Below are 24,309 nucleotides of genomic sequence, written 5' to 3'. Positions count from 1 at the left end.
ATAGCATAGCAGAGGAGCGTGAGAGAGGGCAGTGCCTCTCTCTATTCCCCCATTTGGTTATATCAGGTTTCTGGATTTTAGACGAATCTGCATTGCTTGCTTGGAAACCTCAAAAATATTTGCCATTTCAGCAATGAGCTGTTCATCTGTCCGGCCTATTTTAAGCCGGTAAAAACATTTTTTGATCTGCGGTAAAGGCATCAGCAGAGCAGAAGCCAGAGTATCCGCCTGACGCTCAATTATGCCATGACTTTCGTCGGAAGAAACATTTCCGTTATAAGCAGCAACATCTCCAGTACCAGAGTACAACTTCTTATGTAGTACCCAATGAGCCAGCTCATGGGCACAGGTAAAACGGAGCCGCCCTAATTTTGACGGATCACAAAGCCGTTCATCAATTAAGATTGTACCGGCTCTTACTGCAATCATTCGATACTGTCTCTGTATCTGGTCATATAAGACAACAGCACCGTCATCGAAAATTGTTTCCCCTAATATCTTGTGGTTTTTTCTTAGTGTATGAAACTCCAGGATTAGATCAAACTTTGTCTCGATAATGGTTTCGATTGGCACAGGACATGGTTGCCCGGATAGCAGAGAGGGATCATATTCCATCAGGATTTTTCGCCCTACTGCCTCGATTGCTTCTGTACGGATTTGTGGAATTGACAAAGCTCTCCCCCCTATCGTTTACGCTCCTTTAGCATTTTCATAAATGTCTGCCATTCTTCATCGGTAGCATCTACTTCTTTTGCCACACGCAAGGCTGCCCGAACAATATCTTTTTCCATGATATAGTCTGGCAAATCAGCAGATACTGTATTGCGTGATTTTGCAGCCAGATCCAAAAGCAACTCATGTTCTGATTTATCCAAATTCAGAAAGGCAGAGATGCGTTCCACAAAATCTCCATTGGGTGCAGGACGGCGGCTTTGCTCAATATCACACAGATAACCGTAAGCAATATTCAAATGCTTGGCTGTATCGCGTAAATTGAATTTGTGCGCCTTGCGTTTCTCGGCTATAAATGATCCAAAAGTTATATTGCCCACAGCATTCACCTCTCATTTGTTCGACGAACTGCGAACATCTTGCTTATATTGTATATCGAACATCTGTTCACTTCAAGGATAAAAATTTCATTTGAAAAGAGGTGTTAAAAATCAATAACACCTCTTTTGCGCTATATAAATTCCTGAGCGATTTGCTGCATTTCTATAATGCACTCTTTTGGGGATAGAATTTTTATTTTTCCCTTAAATTTGAATATCCAGCCATAAAAAGTTCCACTGGGGTTCACTTCAATTTTTGCTGTGAAGTGCGCGTCATCATATCTCTCAACAGGGGCATCTTCTCCATAATGATCTATGATTACTCTCATCAATTCGTTTTCACATAGAAGGGTTACTTCCTTCGATGACTCCGATGTAAACATATCAACCATTTTATTTGTATAGGAGGCTACATCAAATCCCTCTATCGGCATAAAGCAAGTTTCAAGATTTTCTACACTTGTTAGCCGATCTACACGGAAGTGAGCAATCTTCTGATGCTTCAGAGAAAATCCAATCAAATAGTAATGGTCATTTTTCCATTCAAGCGCATAGGGATTTACGACATAATAATATCCATCGTGCTTTAAGATTTTCTTTTTTTCCTGAGTATATTCATAGTATTGGAACCGAATTTGCTGATGGTTTCCAATCGCTGTTTGGATATTATCAATGATATAGTAAACCTTTTCATTATGCGGTTTGACACGGCTGGATAAAGCAGCAAATTTTTGAAGCTGTTCTGCCTGATGTGTGCTGGTCAGACGGCATAATTTCTGTACCAGTTCCTCGGATTTCTTGGCAGAAATGATCTTCGAGGATGCTACTGCGTCTGTCAGCATTTTCAGTTCAGGATACTCAAACGGTCGGCTTCCCATAAAATATTGGTTTTGGGTACTCTTGACCACCACAATATCAATCCCTGCATCGATCAGCGCATTGGTATCTGCGTAAACGGTCTGCCGCACTGCCTGAATTCCTTTTCCATTCAGATGGGCAATGATGTCAGATACTGTGGCGGGATGGTTTTCATCGGTCCTCTCATAGAGAAACCGGAGTAATTCCAGTATCCGCATATTTGTTGAATTCTGCATACTTCACCTCCTCGATTCTTAAAATGGCCTATTTTGTATGGTGTCCAGCCCCAAAGACCAGAAGCAGGGCGACAGCACAGAGAAGCAGGCCGATCCAATTTCGATCTATAATCAGCTTGATCACCGCCACAAGCAGAAGTCCGTCTGCCAGGAGCACAACGCCATTCATTCAGCGTCCTCCCGAAGCATAGTTTCCCATGTTGATGTCCAGCACCCCTCTGGGCGGCTGGATCAGGGAGTCCTCATACTGGCACTTCCACTGGACCTCCCGGCACATCTGGCTATCCGCCACGCCGTCTATGGTTTCCCCATCCTGAATGGGGTTATCATGCTCCAGAATATAGGACGCCACATTGTAGGCATGGTTTACCACCCAATTTGGGTTCATGTCGTGGAAGTGGTACTGGAGGTCGGGCAGGAACAGGGTGCTCATGCCCACCGTGTCGATGAGCATATCCTCAGTGCCCTCAATATTAAAGAAGCGAACATTGATGCCAAAGCGGATGAAACGATCCGAGCCTTCAATCTGGTGAGAACGCACAGCCTCCGCCAGAAACAGTTTGCCGCAGCTCTGGAAATAGAATGCCTCACAGGTGGGGTACAGCTCCGCCAGAGCCTCCAGAAAGTCGGCGTCCAGGTTGGCCCGTTCCAGCGCCGGAAGTGCCGCAGCCAGCATATCGGTGGCTACCACCTGATATTTACACTCCCGGAAGATCCGCTCCCGGTCCTCCTGGCAGTCCCACATCTGGCTCATCAGGAAGGCATCAAAGCCTTTGCCCTTGAACTTGTCGCATTTCATCACCATCAGCTGCACCGGGCATTTTCCGTCCTTGAACTCTGCAATATGCTCCTGTGCGGCAAAGCCAGCCATTTTCTTATCATAACAGAAGCACTCTGTTGATCCGATGTGCTTCTCCATTACGGCAGTCATTTTTTCTTTATCCGGCATTTCTACCGGCTCTTTGAACAGCATCTGAATGAGATAGGGGCCACCGGGCTGGGGGCCTTTTTTGTCGTCCAGATTTTGCTGGAAAGCTTTATTGCTCATTTGGTTTCCTCCTTAATAATCAAGCAGGATAGGCACCTGCTGTTCCTCGGCAAACCGCATGGCCCGCCAGAACATGGAGAAGGCGAACTTGGCCAGGGATTGGGTGTCATACTGGGTGTGTTCCGGGATGTCTGCCTTGCTGTACTGTCCATCTGAGTCTACGGTTCCGTCTACCGGGTATCCCTCCGTGTCTGCCCAGCCAAGGATGGTGTCCTCATCGGCCTGCCATGCCAGCTGGTTCAGCTTTTCCAGCTCCTTCCGCAGTCCGCCCAAGGTGGCGATCATCGTCTGATCATCGGTGGGCAGAGGGCCTTGGAATAGAAAGCTGTCGGTGAGGGGAAGCCACCAAGTCGCGCCCCGAAGCAGGGACCACACCCGCTCCTCGTCCGATGCAAGGCGGGCAATCAGGGGATGCTCCCCGAAGTCCCAGTCCTTCTCCACGGTGAGAGGCACCGGTTCCTCGTATGTATGACAGGCAGCCACCAGCAGCATAGCGCCAAAGGCATCCCAATCCGGCTTATCGGTGTAATAGGGCCGCTCGTTGTCCTCCGGCCATGGAGTGTAGTGCGGCTGGTTCGGCTGGGAAATGGCGGCTAAGATCTGATCCCGCCAGTCCTCCACTGCCGCCTGGATCTCAGCCGGGGACAGCTCCTCCTCGTTGTCGGCGGGTTCTCCATCCGGGGTGATCCGGTTAAAGGTGTATCCGTTTTCCTCCGCCCACTGCTGAACAACAGTTTTCCAGTTGTGAGAATAGTACCGGGTCAATGTTCCGGCGTAGATGTCAAGTCCCATAGTATTGCCTCCTTTTCAATCAAAATCCATCCAGACCAGGTGCTTTCCGCAGTGGAGGCACCGGAACAGATAGCATTGCAGATGCCCGCCATTGACAGATTCCCGGATCATTTCCTTCTGTTCCTCGTCCCACATGGGATCGTCCAGCACTTCCTCCAGCACACCCAGTGCCCGCAGCTCTCTGGCCCCCACATAGCCCAAATAGGCGCAGTAGTCGCCGCAGTGGGCACGCCAGTATTCCTGCTGCCAGCCACAGTAGCCAGGAGTGCGGTGGATGAGCTCGTCCAGCTTTTCAGGATCGTCTACGCCATCGTCCACAGAGAAATCGTCCTGAAAGCTGCCGTCATATTTCCGGGCCGCCTCGCCGCTGGCGATGCACTCTGGGCACAGATATGCAATATCCTCCACGGAAAAGAACGGATTTGTATAGAAAATATGGGTCATCTTGCCGCAGCAGTCGCAGACAACACCCTCTTTGAACTCCTCAAAGGCGCCGGTTTCCAGCGGGTTCGGGTGATACCGGAAGGTGGGCAGGCCCAGCTGGGCCTGCCGCTCCCTCTCTTTCTGCTTTTCATCTGGTGTTTTGGGCTTGGGGATGGCGTAATGATTGCCCCAGTTCTCCGCGTAGTCCTTCAATGTGCCCAGCCGCTTGAGAGTCTTTTTATTGGAGCGATCTCCGATTTGGCAAAGCAGCTCGTAGGCGTCCTTTTTGAAGTCCAGGAGGTCATACACATCCACCAGCACTTCCTTGGCCTGCCGGTCCTCGCTCTGCTCCAGTTCCTCCTTAAAGGCATAGAGGGCACGGACACTGTCTGGATTTCCTTCTGTCTCCCGAAACTGCTTTTGTAGTTCAATATATTGCTTTAGGTATTTGTTCATGGTCACAACCTCCCATCAATCCCACCAGAAGTACCAGACAGTGGACTGCCACAGAACATCTGCTAAATTGCCCACCGTCGGGTCATCTTGCTCCTGATCCACAATGTCTGGGCAGAACCCATACTGCTCCGCGGCCAATTCCATGGCCTTCTCCTTGGAAACGGGGACCGGGAGCAGGAACTCCAGCTCGTCATGGGTCATAGCGGCAGGGACCGCTCCATGCTGTTCAAACCAGTATTTCGCCACCGCCATCAGCTCCGGCGTGTCGGGACACTCGTTCCAGTTTCCAAAGGGCAGGTAGGCGAAGATCTCCCAGGGGTTCTTGACCGGAATTTTGGCCAGAATGAGCGGATAGGTCATGTGGCTATCCGAATCCCAATAGCAGGAGAAGCGGTCATTGTCATAGCCGCCCTCCATCTCGCCCAGGACTTCCTCCTCCCAGTCCATGTCATCGTCCTCGGCTTCTTCCTTGCGCTGGCCGGTCAATTCCTCCAGAACCGCCTTTCCGTCCTTGACGGGAGCGGAGAGCATCTTCTTTCGATACTCCATTACCGTTTTGAGGTCAAATTCATAAAAGTCCGCATCGTTCTCCGGGTCGGCGTTCATCACCAGACACTCCAACAGCGTTTCATCATCCGCCTTGATGAGCACGGGAACAAAGCCCTCCCGTACCCCCAGCCGCTGGGCGTAGCTGTATGCCGACATGATGGGGTCATCATCTGCCATGGATGGGAAATAGGTACACTCGCAGTCCAGATACTCCATGATGGCCTGAGCAACCTCGGAAGGCTCCAGCGTGTCCTCGTCGAAGTCCTGTCCCTGCCAGTTTTCAAACCGTTCCCCGATCACCTCTGCCATAGCCTGATAGTAGTCCTCGTCAAAGGGGATGAACAGGTAGGCTTCATCCTGGAACTCATCAGAGTGATACCGCTCCGGGCCGAAGAAGCGGAGGGCGTTGTCGTCAACATCGGCAGGATAGTAGGGGCTGTCGCCCTCTCCGTAGTAATAGCCTGCAAAGGCACGGCCTTGCTGATTGAATAGCACAGAGAACAGACAGCCGTCCAGCTCATCCCGGATAAACTCCCGCAGATCCACACTGGCAGGATCAGCTTTGACCTGTTTGGCCACTTCGCTGTATTCTTTCAGGAAGTCCTCACCCATCAGGTCGTGCTCCATGCACCAGCGCAGGTAGATGGCCATGTGGTTATAAGCGTTGATGGGGTCAATTGGCAGTTCCTTCTCCTCAATGCTCTCGATATGATAGGAGGCATCGTCCATCTCACCGTCAAAATCATCATTGGAAAGGGTGCCACGGGTGATAGCATCCTGACGATCAGGCTCCACCACAAAGCTGATGCCGTTCATTTTGCCCAGCAGGGCGTCCGCGTCATGGGCCAGCTTATATTCCAATTCATCCCGGTAGAGAGGAATCACCTGATAGAAGTTGACCTCCTCGCCGCCCGGCAGGGTGCAGACCTCGCCGCCCTCCTCTGTACTTTGGGGGCCGGTGAGAATGGCGGCACACAGCTTCGTATTTTCCGCAAAGTTCTCCTTGTTATCCATGGTATGTCCAAAGCCCAGCCAAGTGTCGCTGGCAATGGGAAGGCGGGCCAAGGATTTCAGCAGGCGGATGGGCCAGTACCACTTTTCGTCTTTCATGGACTCCTGATCCAGCTTCCAGTCCGCAGGCAGGGCAATGGCCAGCTCCGCCCGCTCCAGCTTATATTCCGCCAGTTCCTCCGGCACATTCATCCGGTGAGCGCCCATGCCCATGGTGACCAGGGTGCAGTAGTCCCGCTCCTCAGAGGGCGGCACCACGCAGATGTCCACATGGATGTCCGGGGAGACCAACTCGTGGAACACATTCTCGACCTCGCCAAAATACTGCTGGATGTGCCCCTCGACGGCTTCCATCTCATCCTCGGTGTAGACTTCGGGATTACTGAATTCTTCCTCATCCTGCGTGTCATCATTGTCTGAGTGGTCGCAGCTGTCATCCTTCGGATCTCCCTTTATAGGCTCGTAACCGATCTTCAGGGTCATCTGTTCCTCTGGCAGAGAGACACCGGGGCTGCGGGTGATGGTGTGCTTATCGTCCGCAGAAAAACCGATGGTCTCGCCGTCTTGCAGCGTCACATCACACGCCAGCACATAGGAGGCAAGACTTGCCAAAAAGTCCCGTAGTTCCTCCGGCTCAGCGTCGGTGTTCAACACCTCCATTTCCTCCTTGCCAAACACATCCATGCCGTAGGTGTAGCCGTTTAGGCCCCCCTCGCTCCGGTACAGGCCGAACCAAACCCAGTTGAAGATGGGCAGTTCGTCCTCTTTTATCATATCGGCAAGGCCCTCATAGAAACGAGGCTCAAATACCACGCCGCTGGTGTAGACACCGGTGGCGTATTTCTGCTTGCAGCACACTGCCATCGCCTTGGTGAACAGCTTGCCCCGTTCCAGCAGTTTTTCCTCCTCGCCCAACACAGCCACCATGATATGGGCCTTGTGCGCTTTGGCCACCTCTACGGCCTCTGGCCACATATAGTTGTTTTCGGCGTTGATCTCCGCTTCATTGTCCGGGATGTGACCGTGGAAGAGTGTCACGATCAGCATCATGCCGCCGACCCGCATTACCACAGCGTCATCGCTGTTCTCATCATCTTCGTCGCCCTCATCCGGCTCCTCATCTACGATGCCCCATTCTTCCCGTAGATTCCGGATCAACTGCTCCTTGTCCCATTCCGCTTTGGAGAGGAGCACAGACCCGGCAAAGGAGCCCTTACGGTCAGTTTTCTCCTCGTCGGCGTCATCCTCAAGATCCTCTACATCTTCATCCGGATCATAGAGGGATTCATGCTCCAGTCCGCGGACAAATTCCTCAAAGCTGTCTGCCAGATGGGTAATCTTGTAGTCGTTTTCCTGATCCACATGGACTACCGCAGGCTCTCCCTGGGGGCCGCAAGCTCGGTAGTCCAGGAAAATCATATCGTGTCCGGCGCTTGGACAGTCACAGATGGCCACACCGATGGCAGGATACTCCCACTCATCGATCATAAACTGGCTGCCCAGCTCTCCGCAGAGGGAGCAGCTCTTTTCTCGTCCGATGCCGAAAATGCCGGTGATGGCCACATGGTCATCTGCCCAGCAGGTAGGTTCATCGCAGGGATAGCAGGTGTTCACCGGAATGCCGCCGTTGTGCTGCTTCATCAGCCAGATGTAGGCGGCGGGCAGCTTGTAGCCCAGTTCCTCCTCCACGCTGGCGATCAGCTCATCGGAAGGCGGATCACTGACATATTCTTTCAGTGCATACCAATTATCATCCCAGAAGTTGGTGAGGTCGAAGCCCTCAAATGGAGTATCACCGGGCACGAATTTGGCCTTCTTCTTCCGGCTGCGCTGGCGTTTCCGGATCTCCGCCTTACACTCCCGAATTACTGCCGGGGCATTTTCGTCCTCGGGGTCCAGCTCCGCCCACCGCTCGGCGTAGGGGATGGCCTTTTCCTCCTGACCATAGAGATACTGATAGCCATAGGCCATCCGCATATTCCACTCCGCCTTGTCCTGGCCTTCCTCCCGGACGGACTCCAGCACCTCAATGGCCCTCAGAAGGGCTTTGTCTCCCTTGGATTTCAAAGTACCTTCGTCATGGTCCCCGATGATGGCGTAGTTCTCCAGTGCACGGGCCAGGGCGTAGGCGGTGCGGTAGTTCCTCCAGTTCTCCGGGATGGCATTCAGTGCCTGGATACAGCGGGTGTACTCATCCTCGTCGTTCCACTGCTCCAGCTGCTGGAAGAAGGATTCGGCGTTCTGTTGGGTGTAAGGAATATAGTCCATGCCCGTCAGCGTTTCGTCCAACTCGTCATCCTGATTCTCAGTTTCTGTCCCATCATCTTGTTGCTTTAGGGGTACAGAACCGGCTTCACGGCGGAAGGTGTGGAAGATGGCCCATGGGATGTCCGTGCCTTCAAAGAACTCTTTCGCCATGTTCAGCGCCTCTTGGATGTCCCAGGCGATGAAGTCCACATAGCCACAGTAGAGGCCGGTAGCCCCGCCGGTGAGAGTGAGCACTTCCGAACCATCCCCGCCGGTGAGCACTTCCTCCAGTTTGTCCCGGAAGTCGAAAATTTTCTGACTGCCTTCCTCCTCCCGCAGGGTATCCAGGGGATAGCAGAAGAAGCCCGCCACCGCGCCGTCGGCATGGAGATCGTCCATAAAATCATTGTCGGCATTCAGATAGCCGTTGATGAGCGGCACACAGCAGGTGGAACCGGCCATTACATCCAGCCGCCAATCGGCGTCCGGGTCCTGTTTGGGTTCCATTTTGTAACCAAGGTAGCTCTCCAGATAGGCTTCCGGGTCGGTGGAGAGCTCCAGGCCCTGCTCCCGCAGTTTGTCGGGCAGCTGGGACAGGAGGAAGGACGGCTCTGCCTTGGGTTCCTCCAGCACATCAAAGCTGTCTATGTATCTCATGTGGGAGATCTCGCCCAGCACTTGGTCGGTGAGGGTAGTGAGCATCCACCAGGCCCGGCCTTCTTCCTCCCGGAGCATAGGCAGCAGCTTTTCGCAGTAGGCGGAGATGGCGAAGCTGTTTTCACCCTGCTCCTCCAGCCAGATCTGCACATCCTCCCCGGAGATGTCCCAGCCATCCTCAGTACGCAGGCCGATGTTCTGGAGAGGCTGACGGCCCACAAGGATATTCCAGTGCTCCAGCACCTCCTTGGGGGCGTGCTTCTGGAAGTAGACCAGCTCAAACAGTTTGACCTTATCCCCCTCCGGGGTGAGGATCAGCTCATGCTTTTCGCCGTTGAAGCCCATCTCGAAGGAAATCTCGTCAAAAACCAAATTCAGGGTTTCCTCCATTTGGGCCACGATCTCCGCACCGCGGGTGTGATCTTTGTCCTCGTCCATCATCTGGCGCAGCTCTGCTTCCATCTCGGCAAAGGTTTCCCACCAGTTCTCTGTCCGTTCCCGGAAGCACTCCCAGAACTGCGGCAGAGAAATACCCTTTTTGCACGAGTCAATTAGTTTCTCCATGTCCTGTCGGGTGTTGAGCTTAGGATCATCACCGGGATGCAGTTCCAGAGCTTTTTCAAAATGCCGCAGAGCGCGGCCCTCCTGATCCAGATAATAATAGGCATACCCCATACGGAAATTCCAGGAATAAGTATCTCCCAGTTCCTCCTCATGGGACTGCATCAGTTCCAGTGCCTGGTGAAGCAGCTTCCTTCCCTCCGGCTCGCTGGAGTCCGCCAGATTGTTGTAGGCGCGGGCCAGCTCCATATCCATTTCCGGGGTACGCTCCTCGGCAGAGATTGCCTCCAGTGCGTCAACGATTTTCTGGTGTTTGTCCTCCTCATGCCACTTCTGGCACTGCTTCAAAATATCCATATCAGGGTCCTCCTCGTCCTCATCTGGTTTCCAGTCTTTGATCTGCTGGAACACGCCATTTTCATCCCGCTCAAAGGCGCAGGGAGCGGGGGTGTTCAGCAAAGGGATGATGTCGGGATCGTCATTGCAGATCGTGTTCAGCTTGTAGATCCCGGCGTTGTTAGGGTCGTCCATGTACTCGTCGCTCTCATCACCGGCGGTAAAGCGCCAGCCGCTGTCCCAGCCGCCGTCCGGCTCCTCCCTGTAGCAGTAGCCCACCTTGCGGCCCTCTACTGTGATGCGGTTGGTGGCGACACAGCCATCGGCACCCTCCCAGTCAGGGAGCAGATGTTTTACATCTTCCGCCTTTACATGGTAGTTCCGATTACGGCCGGAGGCTTCGTACAGCTCTTTCCGCAGCATCTCCACCTGATAAGCCATATCTGTGATCTCATCCTCACCCATCATCTCGCTGATGTCGTATTCCAGCGGGTTCTGGGCAAAATCCGCCAGGGACTTGTTCATTGCGTCATGCTCCTCTGGCGTAGCAGTGATGCGGATACGGCAGACGGGGGTGTTGTACTCGTCCAGATCCTGAAGGTTTACACTGCCACTGACGCTGCACTCCAGCAGGATAGCGGCCAGATCGGTGACCACATCAATGGCGAAGTGGAAGTCCATCTCCACGCCATCGGAGTGTGTAAACTCCAGATACTCCACGGTTTGGCGGAAGTCCCAGCTCTGCTTGTCCAGACCGATCTTGGCGAAAATCTCGCTGAGGGGGATTTCCTCCTTTTTCTGATCCTCTAAAAATGCCACAAGGTTCAGACTGTCATCAGAACCGCCAATAAAGTTGCCCCAGTATTTTTTGATATACATTTGTCGTGCCTCCTGTTCTGAATCCAGTCGATCAATGAGCTGATTCAAGTGTTCCAACCACGCAGGAGCGATCTCACCGCTGTCCTCGTTCTTCCAAAGATCCACAATCTCACGGATGCCGTCCTCGTCCGGCACCTCGTTTTTGATGTCGGTGAGCTGCCGCAGCAGGAAAGCAAGGGCTTCTTTGGATGCTGTGAAACCGGTGACTTTATCCCATATAGCTTCTTCATGATCGTAGTCCAGTTTGCTGTTATCCTTCCATTGGAAATACAGCTCCGCCAGAGCCATCGCAGTATTGTCAAAGAGGAAGTCGATTTGTGAGAAGTCAGATCCCAGCATGACTTCCTCTTTCATCAGTTCGATCATCTCGCCCAGATCCATTACCGGATGCTCCGGTACATATTCATTTTTGAGGATGTCCAGTACATCCAACCCTTCGTCACGCTCTAATGCTTTTATGCCCCATGCTCCCATGTCGGCACCTCTCTTTCTTTATTTCGTATCAAGCTTCTATTGTCAATCATAGTTCTCCAACCGAATGATAGGCCGATAAAAGTCATAATCTCCGTTTAGTTCATTGTCCTCCTGCACTTCTGGCTTACAGTGGGGCGAACAGGGTAGGAAACCGAGAAATGGGCCCAGCCCACCGCAGATATTGCATCCGCCGTCACCGCCGCAGGTGGTAAGCCTATCAGCCTGCACCACTTCCCGCATATAGGGATCGTAGGCGATGGACAGGCCGAAGAAGTTGGGCTCCTCCATGTCATAGGGCCGGTTCTCATCCTCATCCATGTTCTCAAACCAGTGCAGACGCATGGAGTAGTCTAACCCATCTCCCCATGGAAACAGGGTCCGACACCCGCCGCCACACAGGTAGGCCCACTCGTCCGCCGTGGGCAGGGAGAAGCCCCTGTTTTCCAGCATGGCAAGAAGCGCATCGTAGTCTGTGTGGTTATAGATACAGATCTGAAAGCCCTTTTCCGTCCGCTCAATGCGGGCCGACTGATGCAAGGTAAGACTGCTGCTGTCACTCCAGGCAAAATCACGGAATTCCTTCAGCCAGTCAGGGTGGACAGTCAGTCTGGGATCATCCATTTTGACTGGCTCCCAGTTAATTTCCTCCAGCTCCCGGCCCACCAGCATGGGTCCAATGGCCGCCTGCCGAACAGGAGCCATGCTTTCCCGAATCATCTCCTCCGGGTCCCGCTCCATTTCCCATTCTCGGAACAGATACTCCAATTCCTCCCGGCTCTCCTGATTCAATCCCACGGCAAACTGCTCCCAGCCCAGGGTGACGGTATCGCCGGGGACAAAGACGAACTCCCGACCATCTTTCTTGAAGATGCCGGTGGTGCAGCTCTGGCCCCAGCGGTCAAAAGTATGTAGACCGAGAAAGGTCATATCATAACGGGCAGCCAGGCTCTCCATCAGCACCTGCTTCTCGATGTTTTCCATTTGATTGAATTGGGTGCGGAATAGTCTTTTGTTCATAACAAGTCCTCCTACAGCCTATCCAGGTTTTCCTGTAAATCGCCCTGCATCAAGTGCTGGGCAATGGCTTGGTTCAGTGCCTTATGGGGGTGATAGGCTGCCTGCTCTACATCGTGCAGGCACTCCTCCATCAATGCCTCCGGAGAAATGCCTTCCCGTTTGCCATAAAGATGGCCGAAGGCATAGCACACGGACTTGAGAAAGTCGAAAATATAGTCGTGATTTCCACGCATACTGGGCAGGTCGTTGAACGAGCCCATACCTCCGTATGCCCGAAGATGGTGGGCAACCTCCCGCCGCTGGTTCCAGTCCTGAATGTCCCGCTCCAACCAGTCGATCCAGTTTTGGAACTCTGGATGGTCTGCCAGAAGGATGGAGCGCAGACAGGTCAGAGCCTCGGTATAAATATCAGACTGTTTCATTGGCCATCGCTCCCCCAAATACCTCCATAGAGCACACCATCTTTTCCAAGGAACAACATCCGGCTGCGAAGCAGGCTGCACTGCTCCACAGCGACCTTGTTTCCGTCACAGGTGGGAATAGCCACCTGTTTTTTCCCAAGGTGATCACCATGAGCGGTAAGGAAGTAGAATTTATCCCGTTGCTGGTATCCGCCTTGAAACAGGAAGGTATTGCCGGACGGGGCAACAGAAAAAGCTCCGCTTCCTTCGATTGGCAGTTCAAATACAAAGTCCTCTTTGAAGTTCGTCCGCACCAGCCGGAATTCATCGTAATAATAAAACCACAGGTTTTCTTCTTCGTCCAGGCTGATGGCGTAGCAGTCATAGATGGAATAGTTCTCATTCTTCCAGAGAGGAGTTCCCTCCGATGTCCATGCAATCAGGCCGCAAGCACCCAGAGGTTCATCCCAACCGTAATTACCAAATACACCTTCGTCAAAGTAGCTGGTAATGATGGTGCCATCTTTTTTTACCACACAGTCTTGAATGCCATCCCCCAGGCAGAAACGGGACAGCACAGCTCCGTCCCGGCTGACGATCCAGGCGTTCTGGTCGGGGCCGTTTTCCCGATAGGCGCATCTTGCCCCCAGCAGGAGGAAGTGATCACCTGCGGGCCGCAAATAATGAAACTGGAACTTCAAGAGGCCAAGAGGAAACAGCGTCGTTTCCAGCACCCGCTGTTCCGCCCAATCCAGCTGGATTTCCACTGCGGTATAGGTGGAAGGAGTGCTGAGCCAGTCCTTACCCTGTGTTTCGGACGGCTGTTCCATGAGAAGATAGACTTTTCCATCCCTTGCCGTGAAAAAGTCTGTCACTTCTGTGCCCTCCAGATGTTTTTCCCGGCGCAGCTGGTCCAGGTCAATGATGGAGAACAACGGCAGATTTTTGGCTTTTATAGGTTTGTTCATAGTGTCTCCTCCTGGCTACTTTAACGCTCCATCATAGGTGTGGCTTTCCCAGGCGGCCTCAAATTCCGCCTGCTCTATGACGCAGGCGTGGAACTCCTCACCCCAGACATGGGCGTTCAATTCCTCCACGGTGGGGATCGGCGTGATCTCGATGGCGCCGTCGTAAAGGTCAGGGATATTGCGGGTGCGGCCATCTGCAAAGATGTCAATGGAGTGGAGGGCCAGCCGCTCATTTTCTGTATCCACTTCATAGAGGATCACCGACGGTTCTCCCTCCGGTGCGTCCTCCCAAAAAAGCTTGATGTACTCCATCATTCCATTTCCCTCATTTGAACCAATGCCACCCCGTCATGGTGCCGGTTACCTCATCTATCTGTATTGCAATATCATAATTGCCGCGACAGCCCAGCAAGGCCGCGAGATGATCGTTTTCCATAATCAAATCATAAAACTCAACCGCTATGTCTTGGAATTCCTTCGGAATTTCCAGTGCAGAGAAGAAATCCACTGATTGAGCATTTTGGAAAAATTCAATGGCCGTTTTACTGCATTTTACTACTATCCCTGTTTGAGTGGTCAAATCTTTCATGCTTTCGCAACCTCGCTCATGTTCAGATACATCCCCATCGTTTTTTCATTGTCACAGGCCGCCCGGATCATTTTGGACAGCAGCATCAAATCGTCGATGTATTGGGAGTACACGCAGAACACATCCTCGTCAGAGTCGAAGTGAAACAGATCCACGCCGCTGTTATTTTCCTCGAACTCCTGGATCACGCCCCGGACCAGCCGCTCCCAGTCTCCGCTGCTTCCAGTCAGTCCCAGCCGACGGAATACTTCCGTCCGGAATCCATTGTTGATTTTCAGCAGAAGGGAGAGCGCATAGGGGTGGTGGGGAATGAGAAAGAATGGCGCAATCTGCTCCGGCTTCACCCAGATTTTGAAGGGCGGACGCGGGTCAGGTATCCAGGGCAAGATTTCCCATTCGTCCTCCGGCCGGTTTCCGTATTGGCAAAGGTCTTTCATAGTGTTCTCCTTTGTTCTGTCACATTTTTAATCCTGCTCTCGATAACTGGCTTCAATGTCAATGAACCGCACATACACGGCGCAGATTTTGCCCTTGGCGTCATACCCGAAGTAGACAGGATAGTAACCATCCCCCCAGCCGGAGGCAAAGATGGGCAGGTTGCAGTCCGTGCCCGGCACTGTCCAGTTGAGCCAGTCGCCGCAGTCCCCCTGATATTTGGGGTAGGCTTTGGCGTTTTCTTCCAGAAGATCGCAGAACAGGTCGTTGTAGGGGTCGATGTCCGGGTCTTCTTCTAAACGCTTGGCCCAGTATGCCTTGAAGGCCGCCTGGGTCTGGATGTCCGCGACACAGCCCATCCCGGCGTCTACGCCAAAGCCAAAATACTCGTCCTCTCCCAGTTCCTCGTCCAGATCCTCGTTGCCCACCATGCCCAGCTCATAGCGGACAGGCTTTTCCTGAGAAACCTCCACCTTGACGCAGGCATAGCGGTTGCCGTATTGTTCGCTGGGCACCACGCAGATTTTTACGGGATAAGTTCCGGCGGGGATCGTTTGAAGGAACGGCAGAGTGTCCTCCAGTTCCACCAGCGGATCACAGGCGAAAATCTGCCCGGTGGGGAAATGGACGGTGCCGATGTCCAGCACATCCACCGCCATGTTCCCAATCACTTTCTCTGTGAAATGGGCCTCCAAGTCATCTTTACAGGTCAATTTATCCTTGATTGCTTCGTATTTGTTCAGCCATTCAGTTGTAGGCATATCAGTTTCCTCCTGTTGATTCTGTTTCTTGATGTACACACTCTTTGAGCCGTCCCAATAGCAGTTCACACACCGGCCATCCTGAAAATGATGGTCACAATTCGGGTAGCCATAGAGAACATGGGCACATTCTGGCACAGCCCCATCATCTGTGAGGAGCCTTTGAAAAACAGGCTTCCGCACTCATCACAAAGGGCCAGTTCTTTTTCTGCCATAGGGTTCACCAGTCCCGTTCCCGGATGGCCTCCTCGGTGTCAATGGGGATGCCAAACCACTCCAGAATGTAGGCCACGGTTGCCGCAATACATTCCCGCGCCACCGTTTCGATCTCGCTGTCGTTCTCGTCAAACTCCTCCTGGAGATCATTGATGCCGCAGACCGCCTCGTCCAGCGTTTCCTGCACCACTTCGGTGTCGGTTTCGCCGCTCTCCAACAGGTCGATGACCTTCTGAAGCTCGTCTTTTACCTTGTCCACCAGAAAAGTGGGATAGTAATTGTCCTGATACATCTCGTCCAGCAGTTTGTAATTGGGGTCAAATGTTTTCATAGGGATTGCTCCTTTCTTCGTGCTCGGCAGTCATGCTCAACTCGATCTCATCGTCGCTGTAAATTAAGTAGAGCCCATGAGGGGCCTTGCTATCGAAATGCAGTTCAATTTCATGATATTTGAGGATCAAAGGCTTCCCATCACTTCTCATGGTGGAAACAGCATCGGGCTTACCGAAGATTTCTATGACCTCATCCTGTGACATACCAAATTTCAGCGGTGAAATGTTCTGGGGATTCTGCAATATTTGATTGCGCCAAATCGTAAAGTCCTGTTTCATAGTTTTCCGTCCAGTGCCTCAACCGTTTTCATGGCAGCGGAATCAAATTTGCACTGCCGCAGTTCCCGTTCGATCAGGGCAAACACATCCGGAAAGCACTCAATCTCATCCTGGTACTCATATTTCGCATACAATTTCCCGTACTCGGAGATCCAGACCTCCGCCGGGTAGTAGTAGCCAATATGACCGATAGGCTGGCATTTTTCACCGGCAGCCTGTTCGATCTCTGCCAGTTCACAGCCGGACATATCCCGGAAATAGGCGTCCTCCAAATGGTTTTTGATCCCATTGACCAGGTAAGGGAATAAAGCAAACTCAAAGTCAGCTGCCCATTTCAGCTTTTTCTGTGCCAAGTACCACTCGCAGCACAGGCCGAAATATTTGCGATAAAACCGCTGGGTGGTCTTCATCATCGGGACGCCATGATCGGCGTAATACTGCTCCGCAATGGAGATGTCCACACTGCGGCCTTCGTACCACCCGGCGTACTCCATCAGCTGCTTAACCTTGCTGCCCAGATCGCCAGAGATAGGGATGCGTTCTTTGATCATGGTAGTATCCTCCTGTTTTTCGTCACCACAGCCGATCGATCTGGGTATATATCTTATTCGGTTCTCTGTCCGTAAAACTGGTCAATGCGTCGGTGGGTTCTGCAAGCGGCATCACATTCAAAATATCCAGTACATAATACCAGACCCCAGTGTCCCAGTCTCGGAACCGCCCATTGCAGACAGCTCGACCATAATCACCAGGAATCAAATCCAGTGCCAGCTCATTGAGAGGCTGTTTCTGCCCGGTCTTATCGTAGGTATATCGCTCCGGTATCGCCCCGATGTGCCAATCATTGCGGTAACGCACATGGATTCCGGGCTCCTGCTGAATCAGTTCGAAAGGGTGAAGCCGCATTGTGCCATTCGGCTTCCATTCCATCAGCCTACGACAGTCCCTATCGATCTGAAATCCATCGGGCCTCTGTATGATAGATGCAAAGTGAGTAGGCAGACCAAAAGGATAATAGGAGAAGAAGTCTTTCGGCAGACGCATGGCTCTGGGATACTGGTTCCGCTGTGCGGCCGCATTTCCGCCCCGGCAGTCTTTATACCATTGCAGGCGGATCTGCTGAACCAGAAGTGTGGGCAGATGCTCCAACTGATGCTTATTCTGTTTCATCGCCATACCTCCTTCCTTGATAGATCCCTCCAATGGTCTTCCATGTTTCAGGCATTTACAACTCTGCTGCAAACTCATAGGAAACCGCAATGATGTTGTAAACATCATCGTATGTAAACAGCCGGTAGTGCCGATAGATGCCTTTGTCAAAGTCCTCCCGCACTGGCAGAGACTTCAGCCAGGTGCTGTCCTCAATTAAATCGAAGGAACTGCCATCCAGATACTCCGTCCCAGCCATATTTTCATAGGTGTCCAATTCACAGGTAAAATAGGCCAGCACCTGCCGGAAGGTGAGTGTATAGGGAAACCAGTCTTTTTCGTCCCTGCACTGGGAGATTAGATGGCCATTGATGTCCCCCGTAAAGGTCAGATTGTTCAGAGCATCCTGTTTCACCTGATCCAGATAGATGCAGTCCCGTCCCTTCAAAACACCTAAGCAGGTATTAACAGCAGTCGCTTTTTCCATAGACAACTCCTATCCCTCAATGTTGGCAGTTTTGAGGCCCTTTTTCAAGGAGCCGTAGATCGTCACCGCATGGTCGGTGAACATCTCGTCGCAGTCAAACCAGGCGGTGAAGCTGCCGCCGGAGGTGACGGACAGGCTCGTCATGCTGATCCGCCGGGCCAGTTCTTCCTCTGTGATGGGGTCTGTTTCCGGATCGCGGGGGTTTTCCTCATCCTGGGAAAGCCAGTTGTTAGCCAGTTCGGTCAGGTTCTTGGCTGCAAGCTCCCGCATGGCTTTGTCCCAGGTGTCACAGTCGGCCAGCAGCTTCTTGGCGGCACTGCGGGCGCGGGTCCAGGAGGGCTTGCTCTCGGCATTGACTTCCAGAGAAAGGCTCACATCCTTTCCGCACCACTGGATTTCGCCCTCGAAGGTATCATAGTCCTTGTCCAGTGTCAGTTCTCCCAGCACCTCGTCCTGGATCACCACCGGCTTGTGGTACTCGTCCAGGACTGCCTGGAGTTCCGGGCAGTCCTCATGGGCCTTGACCACCTGGGAGATACACCAGGGCCACGCCACCAGATCCTTTGCCCATTCTTCTTTCATCCGGCGGATCTTCAGGCGGCAGATCTGCTCGCTTTGAAAGCGTCCCCAGCCTTTGTCACTATGGCGTTCCTCCTCGGTAACCGGCCAATCCAGCCGCTCCTCTTTAGTGCTGACCTTGCCGGTGTCACAGAACACGATACCCAGCGTCACAACGGTCATTTCCCAAAAGTTGCCTTTCCAGTTAAATCCGCCCCCAATGCAGCGATTGATCAGAGCGATCACTTCCTGCTCCTCGGGCTCGTACATCTCATAGAATTCTTCAAACATAGATCATTCTCCTTATTCCTCAAACTCGCCCTCAATCATCCCGTTCAGATACTGGCCGGGATCTGCGATGAAGTCATCCCATTTGGCCAGAGAGTGGAATTCCTCATGCTCGATGTCCAGATACCACAGCTTTTTGTCCCTGGGGCTCCACAGCAGCAGGTAGTCGCTGTAATTGTCCATGGCCGCCATGAGGGAGAGCAGCTTCTTCCGTTTCCAGGTCATCTCCTGCACATCCATGTAGGCGTACAGCTCCGCCCATTTCACCCATTCCTGCTCCGGGAATTCCAAACGCAGGGGGCCGGTTTTCAAGTATTCCACCAGCTTGGCAGGCAGCTTGTAGGGCATAAGCTGCCGGACCTTTTCTTGTTCGTTGTGCCAGTCCTCCGGCTCCAGCGCCTTCAGGTAGTCGGCCATCTCTTGATTCTTGTTTTGAACTGCCACACTGTAAGGCCGGTCGCCGTATTTGTCAACAAGGGTGATATTCGCTCCCTGTTCCACCAGCCAGCGCACCATGGAGAAATTGTTGGAGCGGGCGGCCTCGGTGACAGGGGTGGAGGCGTAAGGGAACACCATGTCCGGCTTGTGGTAATTGATGTCTGCCCCTTTTTCCAGAAGCAGTCGGGCAAGTTTGGCATTGCCCTCGGACACAGCGGCCCGGAATGCCTCGCCGCCAAACTTATCCACTGTGATCCCAGCCTGCTCCAGCACCGGGATATTCTCCGGGCGCTTGCCCCAGCGTACTTCCTGAAAGGCCCGCTCTTTCTGCTTCAGGCTGAGTTTTGCAGCCTGTCCAGCAAAGAGCGCCACCACCTCCGGCCCACAACAGCGGGCAGCGGTAAGCAGCAGGGGCTGTTCCTCTGCCAGACCGGGATCAGCTCCATGCCCCAGTAGGAAGTGAATCATGGGCACATCATTCCTAAAAACCGCGATCTCCAGTGGTGTGAGTTTGATATACTCGCTGAGCTGAATGGGGTCATCTAAATCCAGACCGCCCTGGAGCAGTACCTCCAGCTTGGAAGTGTCATAGTCACAAATGGCGGCAGCCGTTTCCGGGAGGGTCTCCCAGCGGCCAATATATGCAATTTGGTACATAAGGCACCTACCTTCGTTGTTGTTTCACTTTATAGGGAACGGTTCGGCCCAGCACCCGGCCCTTGCCAACGGCATTGGCTCCCTCATAGATCAAAAATTCCGCATTGTTTTCCAGCGGGGCATAGTCAATGGTATCTGGATATAGGGGTTGGGCATTTCCCAAAGCTGGTGTATCAAATGTACACTCGGTTCCGTCCAGAAAGCATACACCCAAATATTCTGTAGTTCCTGTGACCACAAAATGGGGACAATACTTTCCGCTGACCAGGCTGGGTGGTATTTTTCGTTTGCCGCTCCAGAAGATGACCTCCACATGGAGCACCGCCCGGTTTTCATCTGTCCCGATCACGCTGTCGCCCTCCTTTATCCCGTCATCTGGCTGCGGTATACTCAGGCCAGCTCTGCGTCCAGGATCTGGACTGGTTTTCCTTTCTCGTTCACATAGTAAAGGGCGATATAGTCGATGCCGTCCCGCTTGGCCTGCTCCCACGGCATCCGTTCACCGTTGATCAGTTCCACGGTATCCGCCTCATCCGGTTCAAAGTTCTCTTTTTCGTCCTCATAGTCAATGCTGTACCCCAGCTCCAGCACCAACTTGGAGGCGGGGATCTCATACCGCTTGAGGGGGCGGTGCTCCAGCTCGGATGGATCATGTTCATCGCAGAACATATTGTCGTAGCCATGCCGTCCACCGTCAAAGATGACGAACTCCTCGCCGCTCTCCGGGTCACGGGCTGTCACCAGTCCGGGGGCCTCGTCGCTATCTATGATATAGGATTGGGGTTCTCCTTTCACCGTGAGCAGATCTCCGTAATACCAAACCTCCAGCAGTTCATTGCCGGTGGTGGAACAAAGTATCACGGTGGGCAAACGCTTCTCCGCCCATTCTTTCACATGGCCGATGAGCCAGGTGGGATATTTCTCAGTCATCATAGTCTTTCTCCTCCTATTTCAATTTCAGCACAAATCCCCAGATACTCACCACAATCAAGAGGACACCCAGCAGAAAGAAAACCACACGCCGGTATCCTCTGCTGTGTCGATGGGCATCCCGCGTACCAGTGGGGTCGCAGAGCCAGTTCCAGTTGCGGATCGCTCCAAACAAAATCACGGCCCCGATGAGCACCGAGGCAATGTACCAATGCTCTTGTAAAAATGCTGTGATCTGTTCGCTGTTCATTCTACTTCCTCCTCACGCAAATACCTGCTGGTATTTCTCTTTTCATACTCTTTTCAAACAATAAAAAAGCCCCACGCCGCACTGTCATAAAGACAGGCTGACGCAGGACATGAAGAAGCCGCGTTGAAGGAGCCGCATCCACCAGCAGATGTAGTTTCTTCAACAACCAAAATATTTTTTTCGTATCTTAAAGCAGCAAATTGCTGTCCAATATATTTGTTCATAGCGGCACCATTTGTTCTGAGCGTAGTTTTATATCTTATTATATCACAGCACCCCTTCAATGAAAATATTTTGTTGGAAATGCTAATGAAAAATTTTTGTGAATTTGTTAAGGCGCAGGGGCTGTTATCTCCATAGTGTCTGGATGGATCAGAGTGATTACTTTTCCCTGATGCAAGGCATAGTTGACTGTCTGTGCTGTACCTGAGCGCAGCTTTTTCTGATTATCAAACACACCGATAAGGTACTCTGCATGATCGACCATATAGTAATTCCTTTTTTTATAACTGGAAACATCCGCAGAATGTGAAATAACAATGGAATCGTTTGCGTTTTGGATCAGCTTTTTCAATCTATGTCTACTCTGATCCGGCCATTTAGAGTCATAACCGATGAAGGGAACTACAACGACAATTTTAATATCTTCGTATCCCGTTTGTGCCCTCAATGTCAGCAGCTGTTCTCCAGCCCACATATCCACACCAAGAGCACCGCCGACAAAAAAAGTACGGACAAATTTCTCGTCATGAAGTATCCGAAACTGCTCCAGGAGACATTCTTTTAATTTTTGGCATAGGGGATCTTCCTCATTATATCCAAAGCAAAATCTTGTTGGTCGGTGGCCGGTAATGGCGCAGGCATACTGATTCATATAAATCACCCTTGATAACTGCCTTGATTACGCATATAAAGCAAAAATAACGCAAATAATAATGCGTATAAAGGTTGTATTATAAAATTATAACACAATACATACGAAGTATCAAGAATTGCTTTCTGCTATGCTAAAAGAGCAGAGAGGTGAGCGTATGGACGAAGAATTTATCCGCAATCGAATCACAGAATTACGATTGAAAAAAGGCGTTTCAGAATATCAGATGAGCATGGAGTTAGGGCAGAACAGAAGCTATATTCAGGCGATTTCCTCTGGGCGTTCTATGCCGTCTATGAAGCAGTTCCTCAACATCTGTGAGTATTTTGAAATCACACCGCTTCAATTTTTTGATGCACAGGAAAATAACCCTCAGCTTATCAAGAAGGCTTTGGACGGAATGAGAAAGATGTCAGATGACGATTTGATTATGCTGATTGGTTTTATAAGTCGCTTAAACACAGAAAACTAACGATAGGAGGCAGTAAGCGTCCCGTCGTTAGTTTTTCATTTTATGCGCAGCATATTGTGGCAAGCAATGCTTGTGGCTATCCATTTCGCCACAAACTGCTTGTTGAGGGCAGTGCCCCCAAGCCCCTTTGAACACAGAATTTCATTCTGTGGCTGCGCGTTCTACGAACGCTTTTGACCAGGACCAGCTTATCGCTGGCCGTGGTCTTTTTCTTTTTCAACATCCTGTTCTACCTCCATTTTCAGCACTCGATCCACATTGGCCTTTGCCGTTAAAAGCTCCCGCATTTCCTCACGGGAACGCCGGTACTCGGCATAGGTCTTTTTCTTTTCTTCCAGCAATTTCGCGTACTCCGTCTGTAACTCTTTGACCTTGGGCAGCTTCTTGACGCCCATCTCATCAAAGGCATTCTTAGCAGCCTGGTGGAGCAGAATTTCTTCCTCATGTTCCTCCCGGAATTTCTTAGAGTAGCCTGCCTTGCGGTATGCCACATAGACCTCACGGGTCTTGGCATAATTTACAATGTGAGTACGCAGAACAGCAATCTCTGCCATGCGCTTTTCAGCCGCTTTGATCTGCGCCGAAAGCTCATTGTGATGTGCCGTGGCAGCCGCAGCCTTTTCTTCCAAAACCGCATACTCCAGCAGGTTATTCTCTGACAAGTAATTCATGGTCTGCGCCATCTGCTTGAGGTTGAACACCTTGGCCCATCGAGCATAGCCAGCACCTTTTCCAGCCTGCAATTTTGCCTGAATGTCCACCAGCAGATTGACCTTCTGCGTCTCTGCCTGTGTAACTATTTTCTTTCGTGGGGTATGCGCTTTCTTCCCGGAGAGAACCGCCTGCAAATCATCTAATCCATATCCTTCGCCCAGGCTGTCCATTCGGGCGGCTTTCTCCCAGCCGGGGAGTTTCAAACGATACGATTTTCCGCGCTTTGATACTTCACAGCCGGACTCTTTTAGCAGCTTCAGCAGTTCCTCAAAATTAGCTGGACTTTGTGATAATGCGTTGTCAATCGCTACACGCAGCAGCTCTCGGTGAGAGGGCTTTGCCTGATCGCCCAGCCACTTGTTATAGCTCTTTCCGTGAGGTTTCGGATTCTCCACAATGGACAGTCCGTTTTCGACGCAGATGGTGTCACTTAACTGTCGGACTGCCTTGGTGCTGCCCCAAAAGTTTCGGAATTTCCGGTCATATTCTAAGCTGACCGATGACCAGATAATGTGATTGTGAATGTGCGACTTGTCTATGTGGGTGCAGACCACAAAGGCATGATTGCCCTTGGTGAATCGCTTGGCAAATTCCACACCCAGCCGATTGGCTTCCTCCGGTGTGATCTCACCGGGGCGGAACGACTGGCGCACATGATAGGCGATCACATCATCCGCACCTCGCACTCGTCCGGTCGCGGCAAGGTACTGCCGCTTTGCCAGAAGGAACTCTGCATCCGCAGTCCTGCTGTCACACGCATAGCCGGTAATGAGCCTGCCATTATCTGTTTTTTTGGGATTGGCCACATAGTCGATGATGTCACTGATCGCCCGACTTTCTGTGCGGCCCTTGCCGACATGAAGCGGCATGATTCTTGTGGTTGCCATAGGTCAGACCTCCTTCCCGAAAAGAAAA

The 24,309-nt window shown here is 51.9% G+C and carries 30 protein-coding genes; 1 reads left to right on the top strand and 29 read right to left on the bottom strand.

Annotation, left to right across the window (positions count from 1 at the left end; translation table 11 throughout):
- Positions 1-57: 57 nt before the first annotated feature.
- The 28 genes from DN611_RS01490 to DN611_RS01370 form a co-directional block, all read right to left on the bottom strand.
- Positions 58-615: an ImmA/IrrE family metallo-endopeptidase gene (locus tag DN611_RS01490; RefSeq protein WP_442950795.1), complete on the bottom strand. Its 558-nt coding sequence runs from the start codon at positions 613-615 to the stop codon at positions 58-60.
- A gap of 68 nt (positions 616-683) precedes the next feature.
- Positions 684-1,052 carry a helix-turn-helix domain-containing protein gene (locus DN611_RS01485; protein ID WP_002569119.1) on the bottom strand — a complete coding sequence of 123 codons (369 nt, stop codon included), beginning with the start codon at positions 1,050-1,052 and terminating at the stop codon, positions 684-686.
- Positions 1,053-1,183: 131 nt separating this feature from the next.
- Entirely contained in the window at positions 1,184-2,146 is a 963-nt protein-coding gene (locus tag DN611_RS01480) for a helix-turn-helix transcriptional regulator (RefSeq protein WP_119310468.1), read from the bottom strand.
- A gap of 28 nt (positions 2,147-2,174) precedes the next feature.
- Complete coding sequence (locus tag DN611_RS16785; protein ID WP_174232989.1) at positions 2,175-2,315, bottom strand: hypothetical protein; 141 nt, start codon at positions 2,313-2,315, stop codon at positions 2,175-2,177.
- Entirely contained in the window at positions 2,316-3,194 is an 879-nt protein-coding gene (locus DN611_RS01475) for a DUF4261 domain-containing protein (RefSeq protein WP_119310467.1), read from the bottom strand. It abuts the gene before it with no gap.
- Positions 3,195-3,206: 12 nt separating this feature from the next.
- Entirely contained in the window at positions 3,207-3,986 is a 780-nt protein-coding gene (locus DN611_RS01470; RefSeq protein WP_117506235.1) for a hypothetical protein, read from the bottom strand.
- A 15-nt stretch (positions 3,987-4,001) separates the two neighbouring features.
- On the bottom strand, positions 4,002-4,865 hold the full coding sequence (locus DN611_RS01465) for a CbrC family protein (RefSeq protein WP_119310466.1): 864 nt from the start codon (positions 4,863-4,865) through the stop codon (positions 4,002-4,004).
- Between the two features lie 15 nt (positions 4,866-4,880).
- Positions 4,881-11,105, bottom strand: coding sequence for an immunity protein Imm33 domain-containing protein (locus DN611_RS01460; protein WP_442950794.1), 6,225 nt, complete (start codon positions 11,103-11,105; stop codon positions 4,881-4,883).
- Positions 11,106-11,621: 516 nt separating this feature from the next.
- Positions 11,622-12,596, bottom strand: a complete 975-nt coding sequence (locus tag DN611_RS01455; protein ID WP_002588993.1) for a hypothetical protein — start codon at positions 12,594-12,596, stop codon at positions 11,622-11,624.
- Between the two features lie 11 nt (positions 12,597-12,607).
- Positions 12,608-13,018: a DUF6966 domain-containing protein gene (locus DN611_RS01450; RefSeq protein WP_002588992.1), complete on the bottom strand. Its 411-nt coding sequence runs from the start codon at positions 13,016-13,018 to the stop codon at positions 12,608-12,610.
- The gene (locus tag DN611_RS01445; protein ID WP_119310464.1) at positions 13,015-13,965 is read right to left on the bottom strand and encodes a hypothetical protein; all 951 of its coding nucleotides are present in this window, start codon (positions 13,963-13,965) and stop codon (positions 13,015-13,017) included. The genes DN611_RS01450 and DN611_RS01445 overlap by 4 nt, the downstream gene beginning before the upstream one ends.
- Before the next feature lie 15 nt (positions 13,966-13,980).
- Positions 13,981-14,280: a DUF6881 domain-containing protein gene (locus DN611_RS01440; RefSeq protein WP_006773009.1), complete on the bottom strand. Its 300-nt coding sequence runs from the start codon at positions 14,278-14,280 to the stop codon at positions 13,981-13,983.
- 10 nt (positions 14,281-14,290) lie between these two features.
- Positions 14,291-14,554, bottom strand: coding sequence for a S6 modification enzyme RimK (locus tag DN611_RS01435; protein WP_119310463.1), 264 nt, complete (start codon positions 14,552-14,554; stop codon positions 14,291-14,293).
- The gene (locus DN611_RS01430) at positions 14,551-14,991 is read right to left on the bottom strand and encodes an Imm51 family immunity protein (protein WP_006773011.1); all 441 of its coding nucleotides are present in this window, start codon (positions 14,989-14,991) and stop codon (positions 14,551-14,553) included. Before DN611_RS01430 ends, DN611_RS01435 begins: the two co-directional genes overlap by 4 nt.
- Positions 14,992-15,018: 27 nt before the next feature.
- On the bottom strand, positions 15,019-15,750 hold the full coding sequence (locus DN611_RS01425; protein ID WP_172594838.1) for a DUF4241 domain-containing protein: 732 nt from the start codon (positions 15,748-15,750) through the stop codon (positions 15,019-15,021).
- Between the two features lie 65 nt (positions 15,751-15,815).
- A complete protein-coding gene (locus DN611_RS17210) occupies positions 15,816-15,965 on the bottom strand; it encodes a hypothetical protein (protein WP_006059601.1) in 150 nt (49 codons plus the stop codon).
- Positions 15,966-15,970: 5 nt separating this feature from the next.
- A complete protein-coding gene (locus tag DN611_RS01420; protein WP_006773012.1) occupies positions 15,971-16,297 on the bottom strand; it encodes a DUF5713 family protein in 327 nt (108 codons plus the stop codon).
- Positions 16,284-16,577: a DUF3192 domain-containing protein gene (locus tag DN611_RS01415; protein WP_006773013.1), complete on the bottom strand. Its 294-nt coding sequence runs from the start codon at positions 16,575-16,577 to the stop codon at positions 16,284-16,286. The genes DN611_RS01420 and DN611_RS01415 overlap by 14 nt, the downstream gene beginning before the upstream one ends.
- Positions 16,574-17,128: an SUKH-3 domain-containing protein gene (locus DN611_RS01410; RefSeq protein WP_006773014.1), complete on the bottom strand. Its 555-nt coding sequence runs from the start codon at positions 17,126-17,128 to the stop codon at positions 16,574-16,576. Before DN611_RS01410 ends, DN611_RS01415 begins: the two co-directional genes overlap by 4 nt.
- Before the next feature lie 22 nt (positions 17,129-17,150).
- On the bottom strand, positions 17,151-17,747 hold the full coding sequence (locus tag DN611_RS01405; RefSeq protein ID WP_242663950.1) for a hypothetical protein: 597 nt from the start codon (positions 17,745-17,747) through the stop codon (positions 17,151-17,153).
- 55 nt (positions 17,748-17,802) lie between these two features.
- Positions 17,803-18,213, bottom strand: a complete 411-nt coding sequence (locus DN611_RS01400; RefSeq protein WP_006773016.1) for a hypothetical protein — start codon at positions 18,211-18,213, stop codon at positions 17,803-17,805.
- A gap of 9 nt (positions 18,214-18,222) precedes the next feature.
- Positions 18,223-19,062 (bottom strand): DUF2262 domain-containing protein, encoded by an 840-nt coding sequence (locus DN611_RS01395; protein ID WP_119310461.1) that lies wholly within the window; start codon positions 19,060-19,062, stop codon positions 18,223-18,225.
- 12 nt (positions 19,063-19,074) lie between these two features.
- Positions 19,075-20,154 carry an ankyrin repeat domain-containing protein gene (locus tag DN611_RS01390; protein WP_119310460.1) on the bottom strand — a complete coding sequence of 360 codons (1,080 nt, stop codon included), beginning with the start codon at positions 20,152-20,154 and terminating at the stop codon, positions 19,075-19,077.
- Between the two features lie 7 nt (positions 20,155-20,161).
- A complete protein-coding gene (locus DN611_RS01385) occupies positions 20,162-20,503 on the bottom strand; it encodes a hypothetical protein (protein ID WP_119310459.1) in 342 nt (113 codons plus the stop codon).
- 41 nt (positions 20,504-20,544) lie between these two features.
- A complete protein-coding gene (locus DN611_RS01380) occupies positions 20,545-21,087 on the bottom strand; it encodes a hypothetical protein (protein ID WP_006773020.1) in 543 nt (180 codons plus the stop codon).
- Positions 21,088-21,100: 13 nt separating this feature from the next.
- Positions 21,101-21,334 carry an immunity 17 family protein gene (locus DN611_RS01375; RefSeq protein WP_006773021.1) on the bottom strand — a complete coding sequence of 78 codons (234 nt, stop codon included), beginning with the start codon at positions 21,332-21,334 and terminating at the stop codon, positions 21,101-21,103.
- A gap of 53 nt (positions 21,335-21,387) precedes the next feature.
- The gene (locus DN611_RS16775; RefSeq protein ID WP_166434156.1) at positions 21,388-21,558 is read right to left on the bottom strand and encodes a hypothetical protein; all 171 of its coding nucleotides are present in this window, start codon (positions 21,556-21,558) and stop codon (positions 21,388-21,390) included.
- Between the two features lie 107 nt (positions 21,559-21,665).
- On the bottom strand, positions 21,666-22,208 hold the full coding sequence (locus DN611_RS01370) for an SLOG family protein (protein WP_006059597.1): 543 nt from the start codon (positions 22,206-22,208) through the stop codon (positions 21,666-21,668).
- Between the two features lie 130 nt (positions 22,209-22,338).
- On the opposite strand from DN611_RS01370, the gene DN611_RS01365 reads away from it, so the two are divergent.
- Positions 22,339-22,680, top strand: a complete 342-nt coding sequence (locus tag DN611_RS01365; protein ID WP_008723376.1) for a helix-turn-helix domain-containing protein — start codon at positions 22,339-22,341, stop codon at positions 22,678-22,680.
- Between the two features lie 188 nt (positions 22,681-22,868).
- On the opposite strand, the gene DN611_RS01360 is transcribed toward DN611_RS01365, so the two are convergent.
- Positions 22,869-24,281, bottom strand: coding sequence for a relaxase/mobilization nuclease domain-containing protein (locus DN611_RS01360; RefSeq protein WP_002588983.1), 1,413 nt, complete (start codon positions 24,279-24,281; stop codon positions 22,869-22,871).
- Positions 24,282-24,309: the final 28 nt, after the last annotated feature.

The sequence above is a fragment of the Oscillibacter sp. PEA192 genome (assembly GCF_003574015.1).
Classification (GTDB): domain Bacteria; phylum Bacillota; class Clostridia; order Oscillospirales; family Oscillospiraceae; genus Oscillibacter; species Oscillibacter welbionis.
The sequence above is the reverse complement of the archived record's forward strand: the minus strand, read 5'-3'. Positions and strand labels throughout refer to the sequence as shown.

What these genes read in the sequence shown, in the direction of transcription:
- DN611_RS01490 (WP_442950795.1), bottom strand. Translation starts at nt 615, where the DNA reads ATGGAATATGATCCCTCTCTGCTATCCGGGCAACCATGTCCTGTGCCA.
- DN611_RS01480 (WP_119310468.1), bottom strand. Translation starts at nt 2,146, where the DNA reads ATGCAGAATTCAACAAATATGCGGATACTGGAATTACTCCGGTTTCTC.
- DN611_RS16785 (WP_174232989.1), bottom strand. Translation starts at nt 2,315, where the DNA reads ATGAATGGCGTTGTGCTCCTGGCAGACGGACTTCTGCTTGTGGCGGTG.
- DN611_RS01475 (WP_119310467.1), bottom strand. Translation starts at nt 3,194, where the DNA reads ATGAGCAATAAAGCTTTCCAGCAAAATCTGGACGACAAAAAAGGCCCC.
- DN611_RS01470 (WP_117506235.1), bottom strand. Translation starts at nt 3,986, where the DNA reads ATGGGACTTGACATCTACGCCGGAACATTGACCCGGTACTATTCTCAC.
- DN611_RS01465 (WP_119310466.1), bottom strand. Translation starts at nt 4,865, where the DNA reads ATGAACAAATACCTAAAGCAATATATTGAACTACAAAAGCAGTTTCGG.
- DN611_RS01460 (WP_442950794.1), bottom strand. Translation starts at nt 11,105, where the DNA reads ATGTATATCAAAAAATACTGGGGCAACTTTATTGGCGGTTCTGATGAC.
- DN611_RS01455 (WP_002588993.1), bottom strand. Translation starts at nt 12,596, where the DNA reads ATGAACAAAAGACTATTCCGCACCCAATTCAATCAAATGGAAAACATC.
- DN611_RS01450 (WP_002588992.1), bottom strand. Translation starts at nt 13,018, where the DNA reads ATGAAACAGTCTGATATTTATACCGAGGCTCTGACCTGTCTGCGCTCC.
- DN611_RS01445 (WP_119310464.1), bottom strand. Translation starts at nt 13,965, where the DNA reads ATGAACAAACCTATAAAAGCCAAAAATCTGCCGTTGTTCTCCATCATT.
- DN611_RS01440 (WP_006773009.1), bottom strand. Translation starts at nt 14,280, where the DNA reads ATGATGGAGTACATCAAGCTTTTTTGGGAGGACGCACCGGAGGGAGAA.
- DN611_RS01435 (WP_119310463.1), bottom strand. Translation starts at nt 14,554, where the DNA reads ATGAAAGATTTGACCACTCAAACAGGGATAGTAGTAAAATGCAGTAAA.
- DN611_RS01430 (WP_006773011.1), bottom strand. Translation starts at nt 14,991, where the DNA reads ATGAAAGACCTTTGCCAATACGGAAACCGGCCGGAGGACGAATGGGAA.
- DN611_RS01425 (WP_172594838.1), bottom strand. Translation starts at nt 15,750, where the DNA reads ATGCCTACAACTGAATGGCTGAACAAATACGAAGCAATCAAGGATAAA.
- DN611_RS17210 (WP_006059601.1), bottom strand. Translation starts at nt 15,965, where the DNA reads ATGGCAGAAAAAGAACTGGCCCTTTGTGATGAGTGCGGAAGCCTGTTT.
- DN611_RS01420 (WP_006773012.1), bottom strand. Translation starts at nt 16,297, where the DNA reads ATGAAAACATTTGACCCCAATTACAAACTGCTGGACGAGATGTATCAG.
- DN611_RS01415 (WP_006773013.1), bottom strand. Translation starts at nt 16,577, where the DNA reads ATGAAACAGGACTTTACGATTTGGCGCAATCAAATATTGCAGAATCCC.
- DN611_RS01410 (WP_006773014.1), bottom strand. Translation starts at nt 17,128, where the DNA reads ATGATCAAAGAACGCATCCCTATCTCTGGCGATCTGGGCAGCAAGGTT.
- DN611_RS01405 (WP_242663950.1), bottom strand. Translation starts at nt 17,747, where the DNA reads ATGAAACAGAATAAGCATCAGTTGGAGCATCTGCCCACACTTCTGGTT.
- DN611_RS01400 (WP_006773016.1), bottom strand. Translation starts at nt 18,213, where the DNA reads ATGGAAAAAGCGACTGCTGTTAATACCTGCTTAGGTGTTTTGAAGGGA.
- DN611_RS01395 (WP_119310461.1), bottom strand. Translation starts at nt 19,062, where the DNA reads ATGTTTGAAGAATTCTATGAGATGTACGAGCCCGAGGAGCAGGAAGTG.
- DN611_RS01390 (WP_119310460.1), bottom strand. Translation starts at nt 20,154, where the DNA reads ATGTACCAAATTGCATATATTGGCCGCTGGGAGACCCTCCCGGAAACG.
- DN611_RS01380 (WP_006773020.1), bottom strand. Translation starts at nt 21,087, where the DNA reads ATGATGACTGAGAAATATCCCACCTGGCTCATCGGCCATGTGAAAGAA.
- DN611_RS01375 (WP_006773021.1), bottom strand. Translation starts at nt 21,334, where the DNA reads ATGAACAGCGAACAGATCACAGCATTTTTACAAGAGCATTGGTACATT.
- DN611_RS16775 (WP_166434156.1), bottom strand. Translation starts at nt 21,558, where the DNA reads ATGAACAAATATATTGGACAGCAATTTGCTGCTTTAAGATACGAAAAA.
- DN611_RS01370 (WP_006059597.1), bottom strand. Translation starts at nt 22,208, where the DNA reads ATGAATCAGTATGCCTGCGCCATTACCGGCCACCGACCAACAAGATTT.
- DN611_RS01365 (WP_008723376.1), top strand. Translation starts at nt 22,339, where the DNA reads ATGCTAAAAGAGCAGAGAGGTGAGCGTATGGACGAAGAATTTATCCGC.
- DN611_RS01360 (WP_002588983.1), bottom strand. Translation starts at nt 24,281, where the DNA reads ATGGCAACCACAAGAATCATGCCGCTTCATGTCGGCAAGGGCCGCACA.